Source organism: Bradyrhizobium sp. ORS 285, from assembly GCF_900176205.1.
Classification (GTDB): Bacteria; Pseudomonadota; Alphaproteobacteria; order Rhizobiales; family Xanthobacteraceae; genus Bradyrhizobium.
Genome location: NZ_LT859959.1, coordinates 3,898,627 through 3,924,604 on the forward strand (window position 1 = coordinate 3,898,627; position 25,978 = coordinate 3,924,604).

Below are 25,978 nucleotides of genomic sequence, written 5' to 3' on the forward strand. Positions count from 1 at the left end.
GAAGCTGCGACAGGCGGCGCCGCCGCGGTCGCGCCCGAGGACGAAGCGTCACTCGGTCTTCTGCGCGGTCCGCGTCGGGGTGCCAGCCTCGAGCCCGACGACGACGACGAGTCGGTTGAACTCGCCGTCATCATACGCCTTCAGGAAGCGATCGTAATTCTTGATCGAGACGCAGCCGTTCGAATCCCCTTCGGGACCCAGCATATAGGGGTGGGTCAGCAAGCCGCTGCGGCCGAGGGTCGTGCCCTCGACCACGTTCATGCGCAGGGCGCGCACGCCGTGGAACGGCTTTTCCCGCGGTTTCAGGTCATAGGTCGCGGGCGGCGTCGCGCCGACCATGCGCTGGTTGACGTGCTCGGGGTCGTCGCGCAGGTTGCCCATGCCGGAATGCGCCTCGAGCCCGATGCCCGAGGGCAGATAGACCATCTTGGCCTTGATGTCGTAGACGGCGGTCTTGTCATAGCCGAGCGCCGCGAGGTCGACGCCAGAGCGGACGATGCCGGCGTCGGGCCCGAGCGAGGCGAATTTGGTCGGGCTCGGCAGCAGATCCGACAGCTTCTGCAGGATCGAACGATCATCGACACGGCCCACCGCCTCGGTCGCGCTGGCCGTGACGAGGCTGGTCGGCATGTTTGCGAGCGACGGACGCGGACGCGGCAGCGGCACGCCGGGGGCAGGCATCGCGACCGTGTTGCCTTCCGTCAGCATCGGCCGCCAGTCGCTGTTATTGAGGTCGCGCGCGGCGGGATCGCGGGATTCCATCCCTTTCACCAGCGCAGCCCGCGCATCCAGCAGCTGACGATCGATGCCGCGCAGTGCGAACCGGTCAAGCGCGCGGATTGCGTCCTTCTCGGAATAGGCCGAGGCCGATGCGGAAGCCGGCGCGAAGCGGGTTTCGAAAGTGATGGGCGGGGCGGCGGGAAGCGCGGCGGTCACAACCGGGGCCGCCGGTTCGCTGCTGGCATCGATCCATGCGGCAGCGCCCGCCGCGATCGCCAATGCGGCGAGCACGACAGCAATCGCTTCGGAGCGCCCGAAGCGGCTTTGCGACAACAGAACGTCTACGCTTGCTTCACTGGAAGCCATCACGTCCCCGATATACCCCCCTTTTCGAACACCCGCAGAAGGTGTCGACCCCAAGGGGTACGATTCGACCCGTCATGACATAGGATGGCAAGAGTGCGGCATAATCTAGACAAAGGCCAGCCCGGATTGCTCCGGTCAGGCCGGAAAGCGGGGCGGCGAAAGTGCGTGGCCCGCCGCGGACAATCGACTGATACTATCGACTGTTCAATGGGTTGGAGAAGAAAATGAATGCCAATTCTGGCGACCTCAGCCGATTTGTCGACGCACAGAATTCGATTTATTCGCGCGTGACCGCCGAACTTGCGGCCGGCCACAAGCAAAGCCACTGGATGTGGTTCATCTTCCCCCAGGTTGCGGGGCTGGGCAGCTCGTCCATGGCGCAGCGCTACGCCATCGGTTCACGCGCAGAGGCCGAGGCCTATCTCGCGCACCCTGTGCTCGGGCCGCGTCTCCTCGAATGCACCCGCCTGGTGCTCGCGGTGACCGGCAAATCGCTTCGGCAGATCCTGGGCTCGCCTGACGATGCCAAGTTCCGCTCCTGCATGACGCTGTTCGATTCCGTCAATCCGAATACGGATTTCGCCGCGGCGCTGGATCGGTACTGCGACGGCGAGCGCGATCCGGCGACGTTGGCCTTTCTGCAGCGCGGGAGCGTCTAGCCATGCTGGTCATACGAGCGTCATCGGTAGCATGCTGATGAGCAGACCGCTGGTCGTGCCGGATTTCGGGTGATAGCCGGAACAGCAAACTTGATCGCGCCAAGATTTGCGGCTCCCATCCGCCGCATTGATTGTCCCAAGGAGACACGCTCATGAAGAAGTTTTTCCTGATTGCCGCGCTCGCGACCTTCGCCGCCGGCTCCGCCTTCGCCGAGGATAGCTGCGAGACCAAGGCGGTCGGCAAGGACGGCAAGGCGCTGTCCGGTGCCGCCAAGACCTCGTTCATGAAGAAGTGCATGGCCGAGACCTGCGAGACCAAGGCCGTCGGCTCCGACGGCAAGAAGCTCGCCGGCGCCGCCAAGACCTCCTTCATGAAGAAGTGCGAGGCCGGCGGCTAAGAGATTCGTTCGCGACACCGACGCCCCGCCGCGACACCGGCGGGGCGTTTGACAACCATTCCGCAAGTTCCATCGGAGGGAGCGTACCGCAGGCCTTGTTGACATGGTATGTTGTCAGCCGAACTCCACATCGAGCTGCTCATGCCTTGTAACGCCCCCCTGATTTCGAAGTCCGACGAGGCTTGTGCCGCGTGAGTTCCGTGGAGGCCGACGCGCTCCGCCAGCGCCTGCTGGAGCTTGAAACCGAGAATGCCCGCCTCAAGGCGCTGTTCGCCGCCGATGCCGGCAAGCGCGCCGAAGCCGAAACGGCGCTCGCCGAAAGCGAGGAGCGCTACCGCACGCTGTTCAACTCGATCGATGAAGGCTTCTGCATCATCGAGTTCCTGGACGGCCCGCACGGTCCCTTGAGCGACTACGTCCATGTCGAGGCCAACCCGGCCTATGCGCTGCATGCCGGCATTCCGAACGTGGTTGGGCAGAAGGTCCGCGAGATGGTGCCCGCCGAGGCCGGCGGCTGGGTCGATCTCTATGGCGCCGTTCTGCGCACCGGCGAGCCGATCCGCTTCGAGCGCGAGCTGGTCGCGACCGGCCGCTATCTGGAGCTCGCGGCGTTCAGGGTCGAGCCGGCCAGCCGGCGTCAGGTCGCAGTGCTGTTCCAGGACATCACCGCCCGCAAGCGCGCCGAGGTCGCGCTGCAGGAGATCAACGATACGCTGGAAGCGCGCGTCGTCGCCGCGCTGGCCGAGCGCAAGCTGCTCGCCGACATCGTCGAGGGCACCAACGCCTTCGTGCAAGTGGTCGACACGCGGTTCCGCCTGATCGCCATCAACAGTGCCGCCGTGCAGGAGTTCGGCCGCATCTTCGGCGTCCACCCCAAGGTCGGCGACGACCTGCTTGAGCTGTTCAAGCATCTTCCGGAGCACCAGTCGGCCGTCCGCGCCGTGTGGGCGCGCGCGCTTCAGGGCGAGGAGTTCGTCGAGATCGGCGAGTTCGGCGTGGCCGGCCGCGACCGCCGCTTCTACGAGCTGCGCTTCTCGGTGTTGCGCGACGCCGGAGGTGAGCAGATCGGCGCCTATCAGTTCGCCTATGACGTCACCGACCGGCTGCGCGAGCAGGCGCGGCTGCGCGAGGCCGAGGAGGCGCTGCGCCAGTCGCAGAAGATGGAGGCCGTGGGCCAGCTGACCGGCGGCATCGCCCACGACTTCAACAATCTGCTGACCGGCATCATGGGCTCGCTGGAGATGCTGCAGACCCGCATGCGCCAGGGCCGCTTCACCGAGGTCGACCGCTACGTCGCGGCGGCCCAGGGCGCCTCGAAGCGCGCCGCCGCGCTGACCCACCGCCTGCTCGCCTTCTCGCGCCGGCAGACGCTCGATCCCAAGCCGACCGACGTCAATCGCCTCGTCATGGGCATGGAGGAGCTGGTGCGCCGCACGGTGGGCCCGCAGATCCACCTGGAGGTCGTAACCGCCGGCGGGCTCTGGCCGGCGCTGATCGACTCCTCGCAGCTCGAAAGCGCCCTGCTCAACCTCTGCATCAATGCACGCGACGCCATGCCGGAAGGCGGCCGCATCACGATCGAGACGGCGAACAAATGGCTGGATGACCGCGCCGCGCGCGAGCGCGATCTGTCGCCAGGCCAGTACATTTCGCTGTGCGTCACCGATACCGGCACGGGCATGACGCCAGATGTGATCGAGCACGCTTTCGATCCGTTCTTTACGACCAAGCCGATCGGCCAGGGCACCGGCCTCGGCCTGTCGATGGTCTATGGTTTTGCGCGGCAGTCCGGCGGGCAGGTGCGGATCTATTCCGAGCTCGGCCAGGGCACCACGATGTGCCTTTACTTCCCGCGTCATTATGTCAGCGAAGCCGAGGCCGCCGGTCCTGCCCAAGCCAGCGCTGCGACGTCAGCGCGGACCGGCCAGACCATTCTCGTGGTCGACGACGAGCCGACCGTGCGCATGCTGGTGATGGAGGTGCTCGACGAGCGCGGCTACGCGGTCATCGAAGCGAAGGACGGCCCGAGCGGCCTTGCGGCCCTGCAGTCCGATGCACGCATTGATCTGCTGATCACCGATGTCGGCCTGCCCGGTGGCATGAACGGCCGTCAGCTCGCAGATGCCGCGCGTGCGACGCGCACCGATCTCAAGGTGCTGTTCATCACCGGCTACGCCGAGAACGCGATCCTCAACAGCGGCCAGCTTGCGCCGGGCATGCAGGTTCTAACCAAGCCGTTCGACGTCGAGGCGCTCGCCGGGCGGGTCAGGGAGATGATCGAGGGGTGAGCATGGGGAAAGGTCACCGATGATCGCGCTCGCTCCGACGTGCCGCCCCGCGCGTGTTCGAATGGCTGAAACAATGACCCGTGGCCGACGCCTCAGCTGCGCAGACCGGGCGCCTCATGGCCGCTGCGGGCGACATATTCGGTGTAGCCGCCGCCATATTGATGCAGCCCGTCGGACGTCAGCTCCAGCACACGATTGGAGAGCGCGGCGAGGAAGTGCCGGTCATGCGAGACGAACAGCATGGTACCCTCGAAATTCGAGAGCGCTGCGATCAGCATCTCCTTGGTCGCCATGTCCAGATGGTTGGTCGGCTCGTCCAGCACCAGGAAGTTCGGCGGATCGTAGAGCATCTTGGCCATCACCAGCCGCGCCTTCTCGCCGCCCGACAGCACCCGGCAACGCTTCTCGACGTCGTCGCCGGAGAAGCCGAAGCAGCCGGCGAGCGCGCGCAGCGAGCCTTGGCCCGCCTGCGGAAACGAATGCTCGAGCGACTCGAATACGGTGTCTTCGCCGTCCAAGAGGTCCATCGCATGCTGTGCGAAGTAGCCCATCTTGACGCTGCCGCCGATCGTCACCGAGCCGTCATCGGGCTCGGCCGTGCCGGCGATGAGCTTCAACAAGGTCGACTTGCCGGCGCCGTTGACGCCCATCACGCACCAGCGCTCGCGGCGGCGGATCGTGAAATCCAGCCCGTCATAGATGCGGCGGCTGCCATAGCTCTTCGACACCTTCTTCAGCGCCACCACGTCCTCGCCCGAGCGCGGCGCCGGCAGGAAATCGAAGGCCACGGTCTGGCGGCGCTTCGGCGGCTCGACGCGCTCGATCTTGTCGAGCTTCTTCACCCGGCTCTGCACCTGCGCCGCATGCGACGCCCGCGCCTTGAAGCGCTCGATGAACTTGATCTCCTTGGCGAGCATCGCCTGCTGGCGCTCATACTGGGCCTGCTGCTGCTTCTCGTTCAGCGCCCGCTGCTGCTCGTAGAAGTCATAATCGCCGGAATAGGTCGTGAGCTGGCCGGCGTCGATCTCGATGACCTTGTTGATGATGCGGTTGATGAACTCGCGGTCATGCGAGGTCATCAGCAGCGCACCCTCATAGCCCTTGAGGAAGTGCTCCAGCCAGATCAGGCTTTCGAGATCGAGATGGTTCGACGGCTCGTCGAGCAGCATGACGTCGGGACGCATCAGGAGAATGCGGGCCAGCGCGACGCGCATCTTCCAGCCGCCGGACAACAGGCCGACGTCCTTGTCCATCATCTCCTCGGAGAAGCCGAGGCCGGCCAGCGCCTCGCGGGCACGGCTGTCGAGCGCGTAGCCGTCGAGCTCCTCGAAGCGGGCCAGCACCTCTCCATAACGGGCGATGATGTCGTCCATCTCGTCGGCGCGATCGGGATCGGCCATCGCGGCCTCGAGCTCCTTGAGCTCGGCGGCCACCGACGACACCGGCCCTGCCCCGTCCATGACCTCGGCCACGGCGCTGCGGCCAGACATCTCGCCGACGTCCTGGTTGAAATAGCCGATCGAGATGCCGCGATCGGTCGAGACCTGGCCCTCGTCCGGCTGGTCGCGGCCCGAGATCATCCGGAACAAGGTCGACTTGCCGGCGCCGTTGGGGCCGACCAGCCCGATCTTCTCCCCACGCTGCAGGGCCGCGGAGGCTTCGATGAACAGGATCTGGTGGCCGACTTGCTTGCTGATGTTGTCGAGGCGGATCATGAGGGCTCAGGCGGTGGACGGGTTGCCGCCGCTCTTAGTCGATGCGCGCCGCCGGTGGAAGGCGCAATTTCGCACCGCAACTCAAGCCTCACGAGGGCTCGGTCAGCGGCCCTGCGGCCGGAAATCCTGGTTGCCGAACGGCTTCTCGGTCGGGATCCGGATGGCGACGTAGCCGCGCTCCATGGTGGCGTGGCACGCATTGCAGCCCGAGGTCAGCTCGGTCACGGCAGAGGCGAACCGCTTGCCGTCCTTCGCCGTGATCGCATCGGAGATCGACTGGATCGGCTGGCTCAAGGTGGTCACATTGTCCACCGGCAGCCCCGAATAGAAGCCCGCGGCATCGGCGAGGCTCTGCTTGAGCTGCACCAGCTCATAGGCGGCGAGGTCCCAGTTCTTGGCCTGCCCGGCGAACCACAGCTTGGCGTGCCTGACCTGCACCAGGTTCATGATGTCGCCGAGCCGCGGCAGATATTGGTCTGCATTGGACGGTGCCACGGCCAGCGCGATTGCCGTGCCGGCGAGCGCGACGCCAACCACCCATTTCCGATAGCTCATTCGACACTCCGCTTCCCAGATCCGCGTCTCCGCCGTCCAAGACAGACATACCGCCACTGTCGGACGCCGGACTTGCGATTGATCAAGACGGACCGCCAGACCCCGCACCCGACCTGCCGTCACAAACGAATGATCCGCCGGAGCGGCTGCTCCGGCGGATCATCACGTCAGCCCCTGCCCCGGGGTATGATATTCGGCGTCTTAGGCTGCGGCTTTCGCGCCGGTCGGGACCGTCGCGATCGTCTTCAGGACCTGAGACGCGATCTGGTAGGGGTCGCCCTGCGAGTTCGGACGGCGGTCTTCCAGATAGCCCTTATAGGCGTTGTTGACGAACGAGTGCGGCACGCGGATCGAGGCGCCACGGTCGGCAACACCCCAGCTGAAGGTGTCGATCGAGGCGGTCTCGTGCTTGCCGGTCAGACGCATGTGGTTGTCCGGACCGTACACGGCGATGTGGTCGGCGCGGGCTTCCTTGAAAGCGTCCATCAGCTTCTCGAAGTACTCCTTGCCGCCGACTTCGCGCATGTGCTTGGTCGAGAAGTTGCAGTGCATGCCCGAGCCGTTCCAGTCGGTGTCGCCGAGCGGCTTGCAGTGGAACTCGATGTCGATGCCGTACTTCTCGGTGAGGCGCAGCATCAGGTAGCGAGCCATCCACATCTGGTCGGCGGCCGTACGCGAGCCCTTGCCGAACACCTGGAACTCCCACTGGCCCTTCGCCACCTCGGCGTTGATGCCTTCGTGGTTGATGCCGGCCGCGAGGCAGAGGTCGAGATGCTCTTCGACCATCTTGCGGGCGACGTCGCCGACGTTCTTGAAGCCGACGCCGGTGTAGTACGGACCCTGCGGAGCCGGGTAGCCGTATTCGGGGAAGCCGAGAGGACGGCCGTCCTTGTAGAAGAAGTACTCCTGCTCGAAGCCGAACCAGGCGTCCGGATCGTCAAGGATGGTCGCGCGCGCGTTCGACGGATGCGGGGTCTTGCCGTCCGGCATCATCACTTCGCACATCACCAGCACGCCGTTGGTGCGGGCGGCATCGGGATACACGGCGACCGGCTTCAGCACGCAGTCGGAGCTATGGCCTTCGGCCTGCATCGTCGACGAGCCGTCGAAACCCCAAAGAGGCAGCTGTTCCAGGGTCGGAAAAGAGGAAAATTCCTTGATCTGTGTCTTGCCGCGCAAATTCGGCACCGGCTTGTAGCCGTCGAGCCAGATGTACTCGAGCTTGTATTTCGTCATTGAGCCTCTCTGTCTTATCGAAAGGTGGGAGCCCAGCAATCGAAGGCTCCCCGCGCTTACCCGGCCACGATCGGCCAGCGCACTCTTAAGCACGGAACGTGCCAAGTCCCGCGACGTCCCGCCGCAGGCGCTACGGACGATCCAGGCACCGCCAGCCTCGGCTGGCACACCCAGGAGGTGCGACAAAGCCGCGCGGCCGGGTTTGCACGGAGCGCATGGCGGCGCGCGGGCGATGTCAAAATCCCGCTTGATTCCTTGGCATTTGCGGCGTCGCGGAAAATCGCCCGAACAAGGTATCGGCAGTCCCGGGACATTTTCGAAAAGACGGAGCCGGGGTTCTCGCAACCTTTGGTCCGGCCCAAGCGTTAGTCAGCTGCACGTTGCTTCGCAGGAGGCAAAACCCGGAATGCCTTCCAAATGCGCAACATGTGATTTCATTTTCATCATGTTGCATTCCCCGGGGCAGCCACCGATATCGAAAGCGGTAACCACAAGAGAACGAGTCGGGCGCACCATGACCTCGCCCCGATGGGAAGGAGACTTAGCGAATGGAGACCAATGTGACCGAGGGATCCGCAAGGATCTACCAATTTCCGCGCGGGGGGCGAGCCGGCCTCGCATCCCGCTCTGCCGGAGCTTCGGCAGCCCGGCCGACGGCGCCATCGATCCAGCCGACCATCTACAGCGGCAGCTGGTATCACGACGAGGCGATTCAGGAAGCCAAGCCGGCGTGGGACCGCTGATGTCGACAAGTCCCGTAACGCATGTTTCGCGCATCTGCTGAGGGGTCGGACCGACGAGGTTCCGGCCCTTTTTCTTTCTCCGCGCTTCAGAGCAACGTCTAGACCGTCGGTTGAGCCTTCGCAGGTTTCACAGGGACGCTCGGTTGACGTACAGTGCCCTTATGTCCGCTGCAGAGTCGCCGTCCCCTCCCCGTCATCTCGGCCTTCAAGGCGCCAGCAACTTCAGGGATCTCGGCGGCTATGCCAGCCGCGCTGGACGTCATGTCCGCTGGCGGCAGATCTTCCGTTCCAACCATCTCGGTCGGCTGACGGAAGCCGACACCGCGGCTATCCGCGGACTGGGGATTCGTTCCGCGCTGGATTTTCGCGGTCAGCAGGAGCGCACTGCTGGCGTCTGCACCATTGCCGAGATTGCCGTTCACACGCTGCCGATCGAACCGAGCGTCGTCCCAGCTCTCAGAGAACGCTGGGCGGCTGGACGATTGACGACCGACGATGCGCTAGAGCTGATGCGGGACTCCTATCGCAACTACATCCGTCACTACACGCCGCGCTTCCGCGCTTTGTTCGATCATCTTCTCGCCGACCATGCTCCTGTGGTGATTCACTGCACGGCCGGGAAAGACCGCACGGGTGTAGCTTGCGCGCTGGTCCTGTCCGCTCTCGATGTGCCGGACGAGACCATCCTCGACGACTATCTGCTCACCAATCAGTATTTTCGCCGCGAGACAGCGGCTCATCCCGATCTTCCCGACGAGGTGCTCGAGGCGATCGGCACGGTGCAGGCGTCGTTTCTCGCCGCGGCCCTCGACACGATCCGCCAAGAGCATGGTGATATCGACACCTATCTTCGCCGTGGCCTGGGCATCGATCAGGCCGAGCGCAAGGCGCTGCAGAAGCGGTATCTCACGAGCTGACCGTCGTACTTGATCAGTTGGGCAGCTTGGCCCGCTCAACGGATATCACACGCGCCGCAGCAGCCGATTTCACCGTCTTGATCATGAGCTCGACTCGGAAGCCGAGCGCCGGTTCCTCGCTCTTCGGGATGAAAAGGATCGCAGCAAAGGTCAGGCGGCCATCAGCTTCAAGCTTCACAGGCAGATCCTCACGCACGCGAAACACGCGCCCCTTCTCCACCTTCTTCGCAGCCTTCGCGCGCACCGCCGGCTCGACGAGATCATGCAGATCGAGGCTGACCAGGCCGGCGTCGCCGATCGCGTAGAAGCGGAACGCGTCGGTGTCCCATCGGCTGTTGGCGACCTCGACCACGGCACGACTGTCGGGCGACCAGGCGGCGATCAGGTCATAGCGGTTGGCGCGCATCTCGCCGGTCGCCCAATAGGCGCCGCCGAGCCGGCCGAGCACGGCGCCGTCCGACAGTTTGACCAGGACGTTCTCGACATCAGCGGCCGGCTCCGCCTGCCCGCTGGGCAATCCCTTGGATGTCCGCCAACCGAAGGCGAGCTGTCGCGACGGTGAGATCGTATCGGGAAAGATGCGGATTGCGGCTGTGCCATCGCCGCAGATGAAGCTCTGATGCTGATCGGGAGCGCAGCCGGCCTTCGCCGCAACCGAGCCCAGGCTCAGGGCGAAGGCAATGATCGCGACGGTGCGAATCCGGTCCATGCGGAGCATGCTAGCGGCGGCGCGCCCGGAGTGCACGCCGAGATATCATCGTTGTCGACCACTCCGCGCGCAGGGGCACGACGTCTTCCGATGTCGGATCAGGCCGCTTCGATGTCGGCGCTTTCGGCCGCCTCGAGCGCATCGAGATCAGCGATGACCTCTTCGAACGCGGAAATTGCCTGCTGCACGGCGGCGATCTGCATCAACTCCCAGCCGCTCACCGGCCCCGACCGGTTCTGCAAGGCGACCACGAGATCCCGCCGCTGCTCCTTCAGCTGCACCAGCGGCAAACCGTGGTCCTGCAGATGTCTCATCATGACAAAGCTCCAACGCCCATCAAACGGCACTGGACGAAGCTACCCCGCGACGCTGGCGATCTGCTTACGAAACTCGGGCAAATTTTATCGATCAGGCGGCGGGTGCCGGGCTCGCCATGATGGCATGCGCAAGAACCTCGCTGACCTGGGCGGTCGCGCATTCGCTCATATGGAGATGATCGTCATGACCGTCGTCCAAGGCTGACAATGGCAGGCCGGCGTCACACCAGCCCTTCATCAGGTCCCAGCGCCGGAACAGGTTGACGCCCGCGGCCGTCGTGACCTGTTCGATCCGCCGTTGCATGTCCAAAGCGAAAGCCAGCCGATCGGGCTTCTCGACGATCGCGGCCGTGTACTGCAGGTCCATGACGATGACATCCATTCGCTGCAACCCGGTCAACCATCCGAGACCGACGCGCAGCGCCGCCTCGACCTCGTCGGGACTGTAGATGCCCGCCCGATAGGCCGCATTGGTGCCGACCTGCCAGATGACGAGCGACGGCTGCTCCGCCAGCACATCGCATTCGAGGCGCGACAGCTCCTCGGCCGCTTCCTGTCCACCGATGCCGCGATTGAGGACATCGATCATGCAGCCGAAATTGGCCTTGCGCAGCCGTTGCTCGATCCGCGCGGGAAACGCGACGATATTGTTGGTGCCCGCCGTGGAGGATGAGCCGAGCGCCACGATCCGGGTCTTGCGCTGTGCGCCCACACTCTGTTGGAAATGCCGCAGCGGATGCCGAAACGCGGTCAAAACGTTGGGAAATGCGGACGAGTTTGTCGCGGTCATGGTCACCTCGGACGAACCACGCTTTCTGATTGCAATTGCATGCCGCGGCTGCGCAGCCATTGCAACTGGTCCGCTTGGCAATAGTATAAAAAGACGACGCTGCGGGGCGTGGCAACGGGATCAGGGACGGAATGAACGGAGCAGTGATTGTCATTACGGGGGCGCAGGGCGCGCTCGGGCGTAGCGTGGCCGATCTGGCGCTGGCGCGCGGGGCGCACGTGGCCGGGATCGATCATGCCCAGGCCGAGATCCCGGCGAGTGATGACCGGATCGAGCTTGGCGGCGTCGATCTGTCGGATCCTGAGCAGGCCAAGGTCGCAATCGACTCCGTGGCGGCCCATTTCGGCACGTTGGACGCCCTGATCAACATCGCGGGCGCCTTTGCGTTCGAGAATGCCGCCGAGGGCGACGACAGCGTCTGGGAGAAGATGCATGCGCGCAACCTGATGACGGCACTGCACACCTCTCGCGCCGCGATCCCGCATCTGGTTCGCTCCAGCACCGGGCGCATCGTCAATATCGGCGCCATGGGCGCGCTGCAGGCCGGCGCCGGCATGGGCCCCTACGCCGCCTCCAAATCCGGCGTGCACCGCCTGACCGAGGCGCTCGCAGCCGAATGGAAGGGCAAGATCACCGTCAACGCGGTGCTCCCTTCGACGATCGACACGCCGGCCAATCGCGCCAGCATGCCCAAGGCTGATTTCGACAAATGGGTCACGCCGCAGGAACTCGCCGAGGTCATCCTGTTCCTGGCCAGCGACGCCGCGAGCGGCGTCACCGGCGCGTTGATACCGGTGGTTGGCCGCATGTAGCAGCTACAATCGGTATCAGGAATGTCGTTGCCCGCTGACATCGCAGGATGCCTCGGGCTAGACTCGCCCGCCTGAGTCGCAAACGTGGACGCCCCTTGGAAACCGCGCTCTACCTCCCCGTCAAACGCTTCCTGGAAAGCCTCGGCTTCTCGGCCAAGGGGGAAGTCGGCGGCTGTGACGTGGTGGCGCTGAAGGGCGAGGATCCGCCGATCGTCGTCATCTGTGAGCTGAAACAGGCGTTCAACCTGGAATTGCTGCTGCAAGCGGTCGATCGCGCCGGAGCCTGCGACGAGGTCTGGGTGGCGGCGAAACTATCGGCGCGCGGCAAGGGCCGCGAGAGCGATGCACGCTACCGCAACCTGTGCCGCAGGCTCGGCTTCGGCATGCTGGCCGTCACCTCCAACGGGCAGGTCGAGGTGCTGGTGCATCCGCCGACCACGGCGCCACGCAAAAATCCCAAGAAGCGATCGCGTCTCGTCAGCGAGCATCAGCGCCGCAAGGGCGACCCCGTCGCCGGCGGCTCGACGCGCGCGCCGATCATGACGGCCTACCGGCAGCAGGCGCTGGCCTGCGCCTCGGCGCTGTCCGGCGGCCCGAAGCGGGTCCGCGATCTGCGCGCGGACATCCCGGACGCACCGAAGATCCTACAGCGGAATGTCTATGGCTGGTTCGACCGCGCCGAGCGCGGCATCTACGCCCTCACCAAAGCCGGGCACGCGGCCTTGCGCCGCTGGCCTCAGGATATCCACATCACCAAGGCAGCGTTGCCCGATCGCGACACGGTGAACGCATAGCTGGGCTGCCGCGCAGATTTCATATTGCAATGCAACAATGCTGCTTCTAGGTATCCCGGACGATTCACGAGGCCCCCATGAGCGAAGATTGGAACACCAAGTACGGTCCGCGTCGCGTCAGGCGTGATCCCCCGACTCTGGAGGAGGCGATCTTCGCGGCGTCCGGCATCACCGATGACGTGCAGGCTCAGGCAGAGATTGCCTCGGCGCTGATGGGACTGCCCCTCGAGCAGGTGCTGCCCGAGGTCAAGAAGGCCGTCCGGGTCGCGGCGCGCACCAACACCCGCGTCATCACCGCGGATCAGGGCACGCAGCAACGCGCCGTCGTGGTCGAGCGCCGCACCGTGCGCCGCTTCAACTTCGACAAGCGCACCGCCTGAGCGTCCTCGACAGGCGTCGACGCAACCAACTCAATCACGTCAAATGAAAGGGCGCTGCAGCGATCATCGCTGCAGCGCCTTTTTTGATGGAGAACGGCGCGCGCCTCAGGCGGCGCGCTTATCGTACATGCGCGTGACCAGCTTCCAGCAGGCGCGATTGAGATTGAAGAATGCGCGCGCCGCGGCGATCGGCGTCTCGATCACGAGCTTGGCGAACTCATCCTGCGGCTGCTGGCTCAGATCGATCGTGCCGGTCGACTCGCCATGGCGGAACGCCAGATGTGCGCCGAACTTCGCCGCCAGCGCCCGCATCGCATGGTTCTGCGATCCCGTCGTCACGCGCAACTCGCGATAGCCCTTCCAGCGCGCTTCCGAAATCACGCGCTCGAACAGCAGGCTGCCGACACCGCGACGGCGCACGCAGGATTCGACGCTGAACGCGATCTCCGGAAGGCCGTCCTCGGACTGCTCCGGAGGATGCAACTCGGCGGCGCCGCGCACCACGCCGTTTTCCATATAGGCGACGACGATGGTGCCATCGGCCGCACAACGGGCCGCGTAGCGTTCGATGAAACTGTCATCGAGAAAACCGTTGAATCGATCATGCCGGCTCTCGGGATCGAGCCGCAGCAAATGATCGCGCAGCAGCGGCAGTTCCTCGTGCTGGCTGAGCGTCCGCACATAGCCGAAGCCCGGCCGGGGACGAAAGATATCTACCTGTGACACTGCCAAAGACTCCTCTTCGAAGCCCTCCCGCACAGACGTCTTTCCCTAGACAGGAGATATATTGTGCATCGCAACATTCATTGCAAGCCCCGCGCTCTACGGGGAGAACATGACGCCATGCACCGGATGCGTGAGTTAACAGGTCGTTTGTGTACGAATCATCACAGCACGAGCTGAGTCTGGGTCACGATCGCCACCAGCTTACCGTCCTCGGTCTCGATTCGCGTCTGCCACACCTGGGTGCGGCGGCCACGATGCACCGGTGTTGCGATGGCCGTTACGACGCTCCCTTCCTTGGCGCCGCCGATGAAGTTGGTCTTGCTCTCGATGGTCGTCGTGCCTTTCGCATCCTCCGGCAGGTTGATCACGGTCGCGGCCGCCCCGACGGAATCCGCGAGCGCCATGACGGCGCCGCCGTGAATCGTGTGATGCAGTGTGCAGAGATCAGCCCGGACCCGCATCTGCGCCACCACGCGCTCGGTGCTGGCCTCGGTGAAGATCACGCCCTTCAATTCCGCGAACGGCATCTTCAGCGAATTGATCTTCTCGAGCGGCGTCATGCCGGGCCCTCCCCTTTCGCGGCGACACGTCTGCGCGCGTCTGCCGAGTCTGAATGTTTGATAGAGCCGAAGGCAATGACCTGGGAGGTCATGGCCTTCGGCCCGAATGTTGGCGCTCAGGCCTTCTCGACTCCGCACCACTCGGCGATGAACAGCGCCATGGTCTTGGTGACCTGGCGCAGCGAGTCGAGCTCGACATATTCGTTGAAGCCGTGCATGGCCGCACCGGTCGCGCCGAAACACAGGCTCGGGATGTTGTAGTTCAGCCCATAGAAGCGCGTGTCGGTCAGCGCCGTGAAGACGAGATCCTGCACCTCGCCGCCATGGACGGCATTGAAGGCGCGGCCAAAGGCGGCCTCCGGCTCGGCCGAATTCGTCAGCTCATAGCCTTCCGACAGGAAGCCCGACCATTCCACGACCGGCGGATTGTTGGACAGGAAGCGGTGATCGCGCGAGGCCGCGGCGACGCAGGCGAGGATCTCGTTCTGGCAGTCCTTGATCGACCAGCCCGGCAGGACAGCGATGCGGCAGTCGAGATCGCACCAGGCCGGCACGCTCGAGGCCCAGTCGCCGCCCTGAATGATCCCCGGATTGAAGTTGATCGGATGCGCGAGCGTCTTGAAGTGGCGGTCGCTCTTGGCGCGCTCGTTCCAGTCGGCCTCGAGCTTCTCCAAGGCGTGGATGAGATGATAAGTCGCCTTGATCGCATTGGCGCCGATCCCGGCCTCGAACACATGCGCCGGGAAGCCGCGCACCTTGATCCGGAACCAGATCACGCCGACCTGCGAGCGCACCATCTTCTCGCTGGTCGGCTCCGGGATGAAGCAGGCATCGGCGCGGTAGCCGCGCTGCAGGGTCGAGAGCGCGCCGACGCCGGTGCTCTCCTCCTCGATGACGGACTGCAGGTGAATGCGCGCGGTCGGCTTGAAGCCGGCGGCCTTGATGGCGTCGAGCGCGTAGAGCGCGCCGATGGTGCCGGACTTCATGTCGCACGCGCCGCGGCCATACATCCGGCCATCGCGGATGACCGGAGAGAACGGCGGCGTCTCCCACATGTCGAGCGGACCGGCGGGCACGACGTCGCAATGCCCCTGCAGGATCAGCGAGCGTCCGGCCGCGGTCGCCAGCCGATACGTTCCGATGACGCTGCGCGCCTTCGAGAAATCGTGCTCGATCGGGCCGTAGCCGCGCATGTCCTTGAGGTCATCGAGATGGATGTGCCAGTCGTCGACCTCGTAGCCGCGCGCGCGCAGGAGATCGCCGAACATGTCCTGGCATGGCCCTTCCGCGCCGCGCGTCGAGGGAATCGCGACGAAGTCGCGCGTCGTGGCGATCTGGCGATCGAAGCCGGCGTCGACCGCCTCGACGAGCCGTTGCGTAATGTCCTGGGTGATCATGCCTGTCCTGGTTCCCATTGCTGATCGCCGGAGCAAATCACATTCCGATGCACAACGGCACCGGATTTGCCGCTGCTTTCAGAATCGCAGGGCCGCCCGTACATTCGCGCATACGCATCAGGACGGTGCTCTTTGGAATTTCGCATGTCGGATCACCGCAACATTCTCTATTTTCTGCTCGGCATTCTGAGCGCCGCGGTAATCGTGCTCGGCTACAATCTCTATCAAGCCAAGAGGCAGCCGACCGGCGTCCAGATCAATCTCGGACCCAACGGACTGAAAATCGAAGGAAAGTGATGCGGTTTCGAATCCCGGTGTTTCCGAGCATGGCCGCACGCGGTCTCAGTGGTCTAGCTCTCCTGCTTCTGCTGGCCGCCCCCTCCCATGCGCAATATGTCGGGCGCGAGGAGGACGTCACCGATCTCCGGCTCGGCCAGCGCGTGCTGGTCGATGACGGCACCTGCCCCGCCGGACAGGTCAAGGAGGTCTTGGGGTCGAAGATGGCGGAGACCGGCATCGTCCGCACCGTCCAGTGTGTGCCGCGCTTCGGGCCGAAGAAGAAGTAGCGCGCGTCTTATCGCGCCTCCTGCGCCAGCGTGACCCACCGCACAGTCCCGTAGCGCGGAATCGCCGATGCTCCCTGCCGTCGATGATGGCGGGGGACGAACATGGCGATGTCACTGGCGCAAGATCAGAGCTTCTTCGAACCGGCCGACCGGCCGCAGCCGGTCAAGGCCGATTTCGGCCGCTACGCCCTGCTCGGCTACGTCTCGATCGCGCTCGTCTTCGGTGGCTTCGGCGTGTGGGCCGGCTTTGCGCCGCTCGATCGAGCAGCGATCGCACCGGGCACCGTCTCCGTCTCAGGCGACCACAAGGTGGTGCAACACCGCGAAGGCGGGATCATCAGAGAGATCCTCGCCAAGGAGACTCGCGCCGTTCACCGCGGCGACCTGCTGTTCCGGCTGCAGCCGATCGAAGCCCAGGCCAACACCGACCTGTTGCGCAAGCAGATGGACGCCGCATTGGCCGAAGAAGCGCGTCTGCTCGCGGAGCGCGGCAATGCCCGGATGATCACCTTTCCCGACAGCCTGCTCAATCGCCAGAATGTGCCGGAGGCTGCGCTCGCCATTGCCGACCAGCAGCGCTTGTTCATCGAGCGTCGCAACGGCCTGATCAGCCAGATCAACATCCTCAATTCGCAGATCGTCCAGCAGCAGCAGGAGTTCGCCGGCCGCGACCGCCAGCGCACCGCGCTCGCAGCCCAGCTCGCGAGCTTCGACACGCAGATGAACAATGTCCGACCCGCGGTCGCGGCCGGCTATTATCCGCGCAACAAGTTCCTTGAGCTGGAACGCGACCGCGCCCGCATCGAAGGTGACCTCGGCCAGGCTCAGGCCGACGTGGCGCGGCTGACCCAGACCGCGGCGCAGACGCGCCTGCAAATCGACCAGGCCCTGCAGAAGTACCAGACCGAGGTCGGCCAGCAGCTCGATGCCACCCGCGCCAAGCTGTCCGAGCTGCGCGAGAAGCTCGTCATCGCCGAGGACGTGCTGCGCCGCGTCGACATCTACGCCGAGCGCGACGGCATCGTCATGAACATGAAGGTCCACACCGTCGGCGCCGTCGTGAAGCCCGGCGATACGCTCGCCGAGATCGTGCCGGTCGGCGAAGGCGTCGACGTGATGGCCCACGTCTCGCCGCGCGACATCGAGAGTGTCGCCGTCGGCCAGAAGGCCGAGGTGCGCTTCGCCAATTTCTCCTCGCGCACGACGCCGACGATCTTCGGCAAGGTCCAGAGCGTCTCAGCCGACGCGGTGACCGACGAGTCCTCCAAGCAGAGCTATTACAAGGCGCGCGTCGTGATCGACTACTCGACCATTCCGCCCGAGATCGCCGAGAAGATCCTGCCGGGCATGCAGGCGGACGTCATCATCTCCACTGGCGAGCGCACCGTGCTCGAATATCTGGTCGGTCCGCTGCTCAACACGCTCGCCAAGACCTTCCGCGAAAAATGAGCCAACGCCTAACCAGAGGCCGCTTGTGCGGCGCCCGTCACGACAGCGATGTCGCGGGCGCGGCTCACGCCGATCACGTCGGCCGTCCCGCCTCCTTCAGCGCCCACGAGAGTCTCGCGGGTCGTCCCGGCGAGATCACTCCAGCCAGCCCGCGTGGCAACGTCGTCCGACATCACAAGCTGCCAACCGCGCGCATCCGCAAGCTGCGCCATTCGCGCCGGCCGCTCCGTTCCAAGTCCGAGCACGGCGACCTGCGTCATGCGTCCCAGGCTCAACCGTCCGACGACAGTGTTGCTGATATCAGCGCCGATCGCGAGTTCGACCGGGCGGCCGATCTCCGCTGCGATCTTCTCGTTCACGCGGTCCATGGCCAGATCCATCGCATGGACAGCCTGCAGCGCGTCGCGACAGGCCTGATCGAGTTCCTGCTGCTCACCGAACACGGCGAGCACGCCGTCGCCGAGGAAACGGTCGATGCGTCCGGCATGGGCGTCGACAGCCGTACCAATGGCGCCGAAGATCTCGTTCATCATGAAAGCGAGGTCGGACGCCAAGCGGTCACCAGCGATGGTCGCGAAGGCGCGCACGCGGACAACAACGAGACAGACGGTTCGGCGCTCACCCGGACCATCACCTTGTGCCGCCACGAGCGTCGGCGCGTCCCCGCCTCCGACCAAAGGCGTGACCGTGAGGGGCGCCGTGGGACGGATCTGACAGGCGAGCCGCACATTCTCCGGCGCAGCCAAGTTCGCGAGCACCGCGCGCTCGGAACGGTCTGGCGCGGGCAGAGTCTCGGCGCCCTTCTCGATACGAACCCGGCACAGGCCGCAGCGGGCGCGCCCGCCGCATTCAGAGCCATCGGAGAGATCGTTGCTCCTGATGCTGTCGAGCAGCGTTGGACCGATCGCCGCCTGGATCGTCGTGCCTCCGGGAAAGGCGATGGCCACCTTCGGCGCCGCGAGCAGCGCGATGTGGCGGAACACCACGATTGTCGCGCCGGCCACGAGCAGCGCCGCCACAGCGATCCATGCCGACATCTTCAACAGACCGATCCACTTCGCATCGAGCTCGCTCGGCCAATGCGTGACATCGCGCATCCGCTCAGCCATTGCCGGATCACTCAGCAACGCAGCGACGGCGCGCCCGGACACCACGAAGCCCATCAGCGCCGCCATCGGCACCGCGACGGCCAGGATGATCAGCAGCGGCTGCGCCAAGCGGTACCAGCTGCGGAATTTCAGCCAGTGGTGCAGGCCGACACAGCCATGCGTCCAGACCAGCAGCAGCAACGCGCTCTGCACCCACGCCAGGTTCGGCCACAGCAAGGCGAGCGCGTAGAGGTAGCTGTCCTGCACCCCGAACAGCGCATGCGCCACGTGTGTCTCGATGATGTGGGGCAGCAGCAGCGCTGGGACCGCAAATCCCGTCGCGAGCTGGATCAGCTCCCAAGCCGGCAGCCGCCAGGTGCCACGCCGGATCGTCTTAAAAACCGCGAGTGCGGCATGCACGAGCAGCGCCGCCACCAGAACGATCATCCCGGGCCAGGACCTCGTGACGAAGAGCCGCCACTCCTGAACCTCGTCCATGGCTTCGAGGCTGAACAGACCGACGGCATGGTTGAGAAAATGCGTGGCCGCGAATGCAAACAGGACGAGGCCGGAGACGAGCCGGATGGTCTGGGACGTGACGGCAGGCATGAGGTCTCTACTGATGAGGCAAGCTTCGAGATCTGAGCAGGTCTGATCCATCCGGTAGCGGCTGCAACTGGCCAACTCAAGCGCCCGCAGATCGGCATCGCGCTGTGTGATGCCGATCACGGTCGCTGACGCTCGCTTGCGCGAAGCTCCCCAGCGTCACTGCAAGGGGATCTGATCATGACGACGAGCACCACACGAAGCCCGCTGGGAACCGCGCTCCGCGCCTGCTTTCCCGCGCTCACCGCGACCTTCGTCCTCAGCCTGTTCATCAATGCGAGCATGCTGGCCTCGCCGCTCTACTCCATGCAGGTCTATGACCGTGTGCTCACCAGCCGCAATCTCGGCACGCTGGTGATGCTCACGCTGATCGTCGGGGTTTTCCTTGTGCTGTACGGCGTCCTCGAATTCGCCCGCTCCGGTGTACTGGCGCGCGCCGGCGTCCAGTTCGAAGGCACGCTGCGCCATCCGCTGTTCGAGACCATGATGAAAGCCGAGCTGTCGCCGCGGCATCGCTTCGGCCAGCAGATCATCCGTGACGCCGAGACCATCCGTGATTGCATCTCGAGCGGCACCGCGGCGATCGCCTGCGACCTGCCGTGGACGCCGGTGTTCGTCGCGCTGTGCTTCCTGCAGCATGCCTATCTCGGCATCCTCTCGCTGCTCGGCGCGACCGTGCTGTTCTCGCTGGCGCTGTTCACCGAGTTCTACACGCGCTCCAGCGTCGAGCGCACCAATGCGCTGGCCAACGAAGCCTCGCGCTTCGTCGCAGCGGCGCTGCGCAACGGCGAGGTCGTGCGTGGCCTCGGCATGGGCGATATCGTGCTGGATCGCTGGAGCTGCCGGCAGTCGGCGATGGTCGATGCCCACAGCACGCTGGTCGAGCGCGGCGCCGCGATGCATTCCGTCACCAAGTTCGCCCGCATGGCCGTGCAGACCTCCCTGCTCTGCATCGGCGCCTGGCTCGCGATCGAGCAGCAGATCTCGCCCGGCGCCATGATGGCGACCTCCATCATCATGGGCCGCGCGCTGGCCCCCGTTGAGCAGGTGGTCGGCCAGTGGAAGCGCATCATCGCCTTCCGCTCAGCCTATCGTCGCCTCGAGGAGCTGTTCCAGGCCCTGCCCGTGACCGCCGCACCGACCGCGCTGCCGACGCCGCGCGGCGACATCGAGGTCGAGAACGCCGTGGTCTGGCCGCCAGCGGCGGGCCGTCCCTCGGTCAAGGGCGTGAGCTTCTCGCTCAAGGCCGGTGAGAGCCTTGCGATCGTCGGCGCCTCCGCCAGCGGCAAATCGAGCATGGCGCGCGCCATGGCCGGCGTCTGGCCGCTGCGCGAGGGCCAGATCCGCATCGACGGCGCCGCCTACAGCCAGTGGGACCAGAACCGCCTCGGCAAGCACATCGGCTATCTGCCGCAGGACATCGAGCTGTTCTCGGGCACCGTGGCCGACAACATCGCGCGCCTTGCGAAGGTGGATGAAGCGGCCGTCGTCGCCGCTGCCAAGGCTGCCGGCGCGCATGACGTGATCCTGCGCCTGCCCAACGGCTACGACACGCCGATCGGCGAAGGCGGTGTGGCGCTGTCCGGCGGCATGCGCCAGCGCGTCGGCCTCGCCCGCGCCCTTTACGGCAATCCGCGGCTGCTGATCCTCGACGAGCCGAACTCCAACCTCGACGAGGATGGCGAGCGCGCGCTGGCTCACGCCATGGCCCAGGCGAAGGCCGCCGGCCGAACTGTGATCGTCGTCACGCACCGCCCGCAGCTTTTGGCGCATGTTGACCGCATCATGGTGATGGCCTTCGGCAAGACGCTGGCATGCGGCCCGCGCGACGAGGTGATCGCCAAGATGCGCGGCCAGCGCGTCGTCGTCGCCCACGACCGGGCGACCGCCAGCGCCGCGGCCTGAAAGCAACGAACACAGATTGCAAGGAGCCAGCCATGACAAAGTTCACATCGCGCGCGACGACCCTCCAGCTGACGCTTGCGGCCGCGGTCCTGTGGCCGATGGCAGCCTTTGCGGAAACACCGATGACGGCACGGCAGATGCTGGCTCACGCCCAGACGCAGGCCCTCAATGTCCCCGGCGACATCAAGAAGCCGGAGCTGGACCGGAGCGAGAAGATCACCAGCGCGTCCATCGCCGCCCCCGTGGAGACGACAGCCATCGCTGCGCCGCTGCCGGTGATCGAGCCCCCTGCGCCGATTGCGCCGCCGAGCGCGACGCTCACGGCGGTCCCTGCGCCTGTCATCGCGCCGGAAGCAGCTTCGCCGCAACTCCGGGCCAACGCAGTGGTGGCCGCTGCGCCCACAGCCGATATTGTCAAAGCATCCAACACGACGCCCGTCGCGCCGCCCGTTGTCGCCAACACCGTCGCGCCACCGCCTGCAGTTCCGGCAACGCCTCCTGCCGCAACCGTCGCCGCACCTGCCCCAGCATCGCCCACCGCTGCTGCTCCGGCGGCATCGGCCGCCCCGCCGTCCCGGGCCCAAGCCGTTGCCGTCGCCCCGTCGACCAAGTCGCCGACGCCCGAGAAGACCGTTCAGGCGCAGCGTCAGCCGACCCCGACCAGCGCGGCCCCGGCACACCCTGCCCGCAAACCGGCAGCAAGATCGTCCGCACGCGGCACCGAGACGAGCGTCGAGACCCAGATCGCCCGCATCATGCGCCGGCCCGAGGTACAGTCGCTGATGTCGCAGTATGGCTTGGAATGATCGTAAGCGTGGACAGCCGACGTGGTCAGCGCTCAGTTCTGCGGCACGTCGGCCGTCTGATGGTCAGCGGGTGGATCGAACAGGCATTGCAGAGCAGGTTTGGCGATCCTGGTGAAGGTTGGGCCGATCTCGCCCCGCTTGGCCGGCGGCACCCACGCCGTCTCGATCGTGGGCACGCCGGTCTCCCTGATCCCGCGCAGCAGTGCCTCGCGCAGATCGACATCCTCCACCACGGCAGCGGCCTGGTCATGCAGGCAGGAGCAGACAGCTTCGGGATGCCCCCATCGGCCGATCATGTGAGGGGCGCATTGACGGACGAACTCGCTCCGCAGATCGGACCATTGCGCTGCAGGCTGGGCATCGACAGGAGACCAGGAGAGACAGGACAGAACGGCCAGCGCCGCAGCACCCAGTCGAATGAGCATGATGGACCGCTGGCCTCGTATTCTTCTCATGACACCCGCGCCGAACCGGACGACACAATGGATGACATCGCCGCCCGCCGATGTTTCATAGCCATTTCACGTTTCATCCGGGCGGCGCCACAAGCCTGAAATGGTTTCGTCGACCGCTGTTTTGTTTCGTGCGGCTTGCCCGACGACACAAAATGCAATCCAAACGAGAAGCTCCGGCGTCCATCAAACAGGGGATGCCCACGCGGTGGATCGGCACGGAAGCAATTGACCGCGCGGCCCGACCTCAGATTCGGGCCATGCAGGGCTTCTTAAGATCGGTGCTGTAACGCTGCCACATGAACAAGACGCCCATCCCTGCCTCCGCCGCCAAAACGCAGCACCGGCGCAGTCCGCTGTCCGCACCGATGGCTCAGCAGAGTCGCGAGAGCTTTGCTGGCTCGACACCGCAAAGCCTGGTCCAACTGATCGGCTGCCACGATCCGGGCCAACGCAGATTGCATGGCAAGACGGACAGCCGATCGGCGATCGGTGCACTTCCTATTGAATGAAGTCGCCGCACTTCTGGACTTCACCATCGTCGGACTTGCCCCAGGGCATCACCGGGACCGATGACGTCGAGTTCTTCGGCGAACCTTCGATCAGCTTGTCGGAATAGACCATGTAGACGAGCACGTTGCGCTTGGCGTCACAGCCGCGCACGATCTGCATCTTCTTGAAGAACAGCGACCGCCGCTGCCGGAACATGTCGTCGGCCTGCTCGCAGCTTGCGCTTGAAGCGAATCGGTCCGATCTGCCGGCAAGCGAGCGAGATGTCCGAGACCTCCTCGGAAAGGCCAAGCCAGCCGGCATAGCCGCCCTTCTGAGGAACGGTGAAGTGGCAGGCCACGCCCTCAACCTCTGGATCATCAACGCCATAGGTGGCGAGCTTGTCATTCGGGCTCAGCAGCTTGAACACCGTCGACCGACGGAAGATCAGATCCGGCTCATCGGCGGCGTAGGCTGACACCACGGGCGAGGACAGTCCAATAAGCGATAGGAATGCTAAGGTTTTCAGCCACAGATCAAACCGTTTGGTGGCTCTGAACGACATGTCGGTCTCCGTTATACCGCCGATGCTCGGCGTACCGCCCATGTAGGAACACAAACGCCTGCAAGGAAGGCACTGCCTGCCGCTGCGCGATGCGCGTTTAACGGGATGTGAGGCTTTTCTGCTACGATCGGAACGAAAATCAGGGCGGGCAGAAGCCCCAAGCTGGTGAACGCAGACTCCGTCTGCGACACTAAAGACCAGATGGTTCTTGAGGATTTGCCGGAATGCTCTGCGTTCGTGCAGCCGCCAGGGGGCGGTTCTTTTGTGCAGCAATCGTTTCAGTACCGCTTGTTCTAGCCGCCACATCATGGGCTGACGCTGCGTCCTATTATTATTGGAATGACCAGCAGCCGGTCACCATCGCGCCACCTGTGCGTCCGGCGATGTCGCCCCGCAAGCCGAAGGTCAAGAAGACCGCGACGATCGAGAAGGAAGCAGCCAAGCCACAGGGGCCGCTCACGATCGCTGTGTCGATCAACAAACAGCAAGTCAAGGTGTATGACGCCAACGGCCTGTTCGCCGAGGCGCCGGTCTCGACCGGCATGAAGGGGCACTCCACGCCGATGGGCGTGTTCAGCGTCATCCAGAAGCAGAAATTCCATCGCTCCAACATCTACAGCGGCGCGCCGATGCCGTTCATGCAGCGCATCACCTGGTCTGGCGTCGCGCTCCATGCCGGCGTTCTTCCGGGCTATCCCGCCTCGCATGGCTGCATCCGCATGCCCGCGAGCTTTGCACCCAAGATCTATGGCTGGACGCGGATGGGATCGCGCGTTCTCGTGACGCCAGGTGAGGTGGCGCCGGCCAGCTTCTCACATCCGATGCTCGCCGCACTGAAGGCGCCGCAGCCGAGCGCCGCGGTGCAGCCCGACGCCAGCGCTCCTGGGACCAAGTCGGACAAGGGCGCAGCCGTGGCGACGCCGACCATCACCGTTGCCACGATCGACCTGCGCGCCACGATCGGCCACGCTGAGGGCGCCAGCGACATCAGTGCGGCCGCCCGCCCGTTGCGAACCGCCGATGCCAGCAACGCCACCGGCATGCCGGCCACGACCTCCATCGCTTCGCCGAGCGCCGAACAACCGCGGTCGAACACGAGCGAAGCTCCCAATCCAGCCGCCGATCTGAAGCCTGCCGTCGCCGACACGACAACCAGCGAGGCCGCGCCCACCTCAAGCGCTGCGCCGGTCAAGGCCGAAGCCGCGACTTCGGACGAGCCCAAGCCGGCTGAGAGCGAGACCGGACCGGCTCTGGCGAGCCAGCCCGCACCGAGCGACAGGGGCCATGCGGAGGCGACGGGATCCACCGACCTCAAGCCCGACGAAGCAAAGCCTGCCGAGGCAAAGGCTGGTGACGCGAAGATCGCCGACCAGCCTGCCGGGCCGTCCACGACGACCGCCGACACTCCGGCAAAGCCTGCCGATGCCAACGATCTCACCAAGGACCAATCCCGCGTCGCCGCGCCCGACAAGCCGATCGCACCGAAGCCGGAGTTGAAGCGCAACAGCCAGATCGCGATCTTCATCAGCCGCAAGGATTCCAAGCTTTACGTCCGCCAGAACTTCGCGCCGGTGTTCAACACGGCAGTGACCATCGCGCCCTCCGACAAGCCGCTCGGCACCCACGTGTTCACCGCGGCGACTGACAAGGCGGATCCGGCAACGATGCGCTGGACGGTGATCTCGCTGCCGACCTCGGCGCGCGGCGCCGCAGCCAATGAAGGGGCCGACAAGGCGGTCCGACGCGGCAAGAAGGTCGCGGAGGCGCATGTCGAAACAAAGCCGGCGGTCGTGTTGAGCACGCCGTCCGAAGCGCTCGACCGCATCACGATCCCTGCCGACGTCATGGCCTGGCTCGGCGAGGCGCTGTCGACCGGAAGTTCGCTGATCGTCTCCGACCAGGGCATCAACCAGGGCGAGACCGGCGAAGGCACCGACTTCATCGTTTCGCTGCGCTGACGACCGACGACC

27 protein-coding genes and 1 pseudogene are annotated in these 25,978 nt (G+C 65.2%); 15 read left to right on the forward strand and 13 right to left on the reverse strand.

Annotated features, from left to right (window positions below; genetic code table 11):
* Nucleotides 1-48 precede the first annotated feature (48 nt).
* On the reverse strand, nucleotides 49-1,086 hold the full coding sequence (locus BRAD285_RS17535; protein WP_006613501.1) for a DUF2778 domain-containing protein: 1,038 nt from the start codon (nucleotides 1,084-1,086) through the stop codon (nucleotides 49-51).
* 224 nt (nucleotides 1,087-1,310) lie between these two features.
* Between BRAD285_RS17535 and BRAD285_RS17540 the strand changes: the two genes are divergently transcribed.
* From BRAD285_RS17540 to BRAD285_RS17550, 3 genes are all read left to right on the forward strand, one after another.
* Nucleotides 1,311-1,745: a DUF1810 domain-containing protein gene (locus BRAD285_RS17540; protein ID WP_006613500.1), complete on the forward strand. Its 435-nt coding sequence runs from the start codon at nucleotides 1,311-1,313 to the stop codon at nucleotides 1,743-1,745.
* 152 nt (nucleotides 1,746-1,897) lie between these two features.
* Entirely contained in the window at nucleotides 1,898-2,143 is a 246-nt protein-coding gene (locus BRAD285_RS17545; RefSeq protein ID WP_006613499.1) for a hypothetical protein, read from the forward strand.
* Between the two features lie 191 nt (nucleotides 2,144-2,334).
* Complete coding sequence (locus BRAD285_RS17550) at nucleotides 2,335-4,431, forward strand: PAS domain-containing protein (RefSeq protein WP_006613498.1); 2,097 nt, start codon at nucleotides 2,335-2,337, stop codon at nucleotides 4,429-4,431.
* A 92-nt stretch (nucleotides 4,432-4,523) separates the two neighbouring features.
* Here BRAD285_RS17550 and BRAD285_RS17555 read toward each other — a convergent pair whose 3' ends face one another.
* The 3 genes from BRAD285_RS17555 to BRAD285_RS17565 form a co-directional block, all read right to left on the reverse strand.
* Complete coding sequence (locus BRAD285_RS17555; protein WP_006613497.1) at nucleotides 4,524-6,146, reverse strand: ABC-F family ATP-binding cassette domain-containing protein; 1,623 nt, start codon at nucleotides 6,144-6,146, stop codon at nucleotides 4,524-4,526.
* Nucleotides 6,147-6,248: 102 nt separating this feature from the next.
* Nucleotides 6,249-6,701 carry a hypothetical protein gene (locus BRAD285_RS17560; RefSeq protein ID WP_006613496.1) on the reverse strand — a complete coding sequence of 151 codons (453 nt, stop codon included), beginning with the start codon at nucleotides 6,699-6,701 and terminating at the stop codon, nucleotides 6,249-6,251.
* A gap of 201 nt (nucleotides 6,702-6,902) precedes the next feature.
* Entirely contained in the window at nucleotides 6,903-7,937 is a 1,035-nt protein-coding gene (locus tag BRAD285_RS17565; RefSeq protein WP_035647576.1) for a glutamine synthetase beta-grasp domain-containing protein, read from the reverse strand.
* Between the two features lie 548 nt (nucleotides 7,938-8,485).
* On the opposite strand from BRAD285_RS17565, the gene BRAD285_RS17570 reads away from it, so the two are divergent.
* Nucleotides 8,486-8,680, forward strand: a complete 195-nt coding sequence (locus BRAD285_RS17570; RefSeq protein ID WP_035647574.1) for a DUF2735 domain-containing protein — start codon at nucleotides 8,486-8,488, stop codon at nucleotides 8,678-8,680.
* Nucleotides 8,681-8,823: 143 nt separating this feature from the next.
* Nucleotides 8,824-9,597, forward strand: a complete 774-nt coding sequence (locus tag BRAD285_RS17575) for a tyrosine-protein phosphatase (protein ID WP_006613494.1) — start codon at nucleotides 8,824-8,826, stop codon at nucleotides 9,595-9,597.
* A gap of 13 nt (nucleotides 9,598-9,610) precedes the next feature.
* Here the strand turns inward: BRAD285_RS17575 and BRAD285_RS17580 are convergent, their stop codons facing one another.
* The 3 genes from BRAD285_RS17580 to BRAD285_RS17590 form a co-directional block, all read right to left on the reverse strand.
* Complete coding sequence (locus BRAD285_RS17580; protein WP_139020662.1) at nucleotides 9,611-10,306, reverse strand: hypothetical protein; 696 nt, start codon at nucleotides 10,304-10,306, stop codon at nucleotides 9,611-9,613.
* 98 nt (nucleotides 10,307-10,404) lie between these two features.
* The gene (locus BRAD285_RS17585) at nucleotides 10,405-10,623 is read right to left on the reverse strand and encodes a hypothetical protein (protein WP_006613492.1); all 219 of its coding nucleotides are present in this window, start codon (nucleotides 10,621-10,623) and stop codon (nucleotides 10,405-10,407) included.
* Nucleotides 10,624-10,714: 91 nt separating this feature from the next.
* On the reverse strand, nucleotides 10,715-11,413 hold the full coding sequence (locus BRAD285_RS17590) for an SGNH/GDSL hydrolase family protein (protein WP_006613491.1): 699 nt from the start codon (nucleotides 11,411-11,413) through the stop codon (nucleotides 10,715-10,717).
* A gap of 131 nt (nucleotides 11,414-11,544) precedes the next feature.
* On the opposite strand from BRAD285_RS17590, the gene BRAD285_RS17595 reads away from it, so the two are divergent.
* The 3 genes from BRAD285_RS17595 to BRAD285_RS17605 all read left to right on the forward strand — a co-directional run bounded on the left by BRAD285_RS17595 (nucleotide 11,545) and on the right by BRAD285_RS17605 (nucleotide 13,399).
* On the forward strand, nucleotides 11,545-12,225 hold the full coding sequence (locus BRAD285_RS17595) for an SDR family oxidoreductase (protein WP_006613490.1): 681 nt from the start codon (nucleotides 11,545-11,547) through the stop codon (nucleotides 12,223-12,225).
* Nucleotides 12,226-12,320: 95 nt separating this feature from the next.
* Nucleotides 12,321-13,019, forward strand: coding sequence for a DUF2161 domain-containing phosphodiesterase (locus BRAD285_RS17600; protein ID WP_006613489.1), 699 nt, complete (start codon nucleotides 12,321-12,323; stop codon nucleotides 13,017-13,019).
* Nucleotides 13,020-13,096: 77 nt separating this feature from the next.
* A complete protein-coding gene (locus BRAD285_RS17605) occupies nucleotides 13,097-13,399 on the forward strand; it encodes a hypothetical protein (protein WP_006613488.1) in 303 nt (100 codons plus the stop codon).
* A 105-nt stretch (nucleotides 13,400-13,504) separates the two neighbouring features.
* Here BRAD285_RS17605 and BRAD285_RS17610 read toward each other — a convergent pair whose 3' ends face one another.
* The 3 genes from BRAD285_RS17610 to BRAD285_RS17620 all read right to left on the reverse strand — a co-directional run bounded on the left by BRAD285_RS17610 (nucleotide 13,505) and on the right by BRAD285_RS17620 (nucleotide 16,082).
* The gene (locus tag BRAD285_RS17610; RefSeq protein ID WP_006613487.1) at nucleotides 13,505-14,158 is read right to left on the reverse strand and encodes a GNAT family N-acetyltransferase; all 654 of its coding nucleotides are present in this window, start codon (nucleotides 14,156-14,158) and stop codon (nucleotides 13,505-13,507) included.
* 128 nt (nucleotides 14,159-14,286) lie between these two features.
* Nucleotides 14,287-14,685, reverse strand: a complete 399-nt coding sequence (locus BRAD285_RS17615) for a PaaI family thioesterase (protein WP_006613486.1) — start codon at nucleotides 14,683-14,685, stop codon at nucleotides 14,287-14,289.
* Between the two features lie 116 nt (nucleotides 14,686-14,801).
* A complete protein-coding gene (locus BRAD285_RS17620; protein WP_006613485.1) occupies nucleotides 14,802-16,082 on the reverse strand; it encodes an ArgE/DapE family deacylase in 1,281 nt (426 codons plus the stop codon).
* Between the two features lie 144 nt (nucleotides 16,083-16,226).
* Here BRAD285_RS17620 and BRAD285_RS35810 point away from each other — a divergent pair, with 144 nt between their 5' ends.
* From BRAD285_RS35810 to BRAD285_RS17630, 3 genes are all read left to right on the forward strand, one after another.
* Nucleotides 16,227-16,379 (forward strand): hypothetical protein, encoded by a 153-nt coding sequence (locus BRAD285_RS35810; protein WP_006613484.1) that lies wholly within the window; start codon nucleotides 16,227-16,229, stop codon nucleotides 16,377-16,379.
* The gene (locus tag BRAD285_RS17625) at nucleotides 16,379-16,648 is read left to right on the forward strand and encodes a DUF6719 family protein (RefSeq protein ID WP_006613483.1); all 270 of its coding nucleotides are present in this window, start codon (nucleotides 16,379-16,381) and stop codon (nucleotides 16,646-16,648) included. Before BRAD285_RS35810 ends, BRAD285_RS17625 begins: the two co-directional genes overlap by 1 nt.
* 102 nt (nucleotides 16,649-16,750) lie before the next feature.
* Nucleotides 16,751-18,097 (forward strand): HlyD family type I secretion periplasmic adaptor subunit, encoded by a 1,347-nt coding sequence (locus tag BRAD285_RS17630; protein ID WP_006613482.1) that lies wholly within the window; start codon nucleotides 16,751-16,753, stop codon nucleotides 18,095-18,097.
* An 8-nt stretch (nucleotides 18,098-18,105) separates the two neighbouring features.
* Here the strand turns inward: BRAD285_RS17630 and BRAD285_RS17635 are convergent, their stop codons facing one another.
* The gene (locus tag BRAD285_RS17635; protein ID WP_244422294.1) at nucleotides 18,106-19,914 is read right to left on the reverse strand and encodes an adenylate/guanylate cyclase domain-containing protein; all 1,809 of its coding nucleotides are present in this window, start codon (nucleotides 19,912-19,914) and stop codon (nucleotides 18,106-18,108) included.
* A 57-nt stretch (nucleotides 19,915-19,971) separates the two neighbouring features.
* Between BRAD285_RS17635 and BRAD285_RS17640 the strand changes: the two genes are divergently transcribed.
* Together BRAD285_RS17640 and BRAD285_RS17645 are read left to right on the forward strand one after the other, a co-directional pair.
* The gene (locus BRAD285_RS17640) at nucleotides 19,972-21,696 is read left to right on the forward strand and encodes a type I secretion system permease/ATPase (RefSeq protein ID WP_006613480.1); all 1,725 of its coding nucleotides are present in this window, start codon (nucleotides 19,972-19,974) and stop codon (nucleotides 21,694-21,696) included.
* Between the two features lie 32 nt (nucleotides 21,697-21,728).
* Nucleotides 21,729-22,502, forward strand: a complete 774-nt coding sequence (locus BRAD285_RS17645) for a hypothetical protein (protein WP_006613479.1) — start codon at nucleotides 21,729-21,731, stop codon at nucleotides 22,500-22,502.
* Between the two features lie 32 nt (nucleotides 22,503-22,534).
* Here the strand turns inward: BRAD285_RS17645 and BRAD285_RS17650 are convergent, their stop codons facing one another.
* Nucleotides 22,535-22,927, reverse strand: a complete 393-nt coding sequence (locus tag BRAD285_RS17650; protein WP_050886921.1) for a hypothetical protein — start codon at nucleotides 22,925-22,927, stop codon at nucleotides 22,535-22,537.
* A gap of 326 nt (nucleotides 22,928-23,253) precedes the next feature.
* Here BRAD285_RS17650 and BRAD285_RS35815 point away from each other — a divergent pair, with 326 nt between their 5' ends.
* Complete coding sequence (locus BRAD285_RS35815) at nucleotides 23,254-23,466, forward strand: hypothetical protein (RefSeq protein WP_006613477.1); 213 nt, start codon at nucleotides 23,254-23,256, stop codon at nucleotides 23,464-23,466.
* Here BRAD285_RS35815 and BRAD285_RS17660 read toward each other — a convergent pair.
* Nucleotides 23,456-24,008 (reverse strand): annotated as a pseudogene (locus tag BRAD285_RS17660) (CreA family protein). The gene BRAD285_RS35815 and the pseudogene BRAD285_RS17660 sit on opposite strands and share 11 nt — an antisense overlap.
* A 224-nt stretch (nucleotides 24,009-24,232) precedes the next feature.
* Here BRAD285_RS17660 and BRAD285_RS17665 point away from each other — a divergent pair.
* Nucleotides 24,233-25,966 (forward strand): L,D-transpeptidase family protein, encoded by a 1,734-nt coding sequence (locus tag BRAD285_RS17665; protein WP_006613473.1) that lies wholly within the window; start codon nucleotides 24,233-24,235, stop codon nucleotides 25,964-25,966.
* Nucleotides 25,967-25,978: the final 12 nt, after the last annotated feature.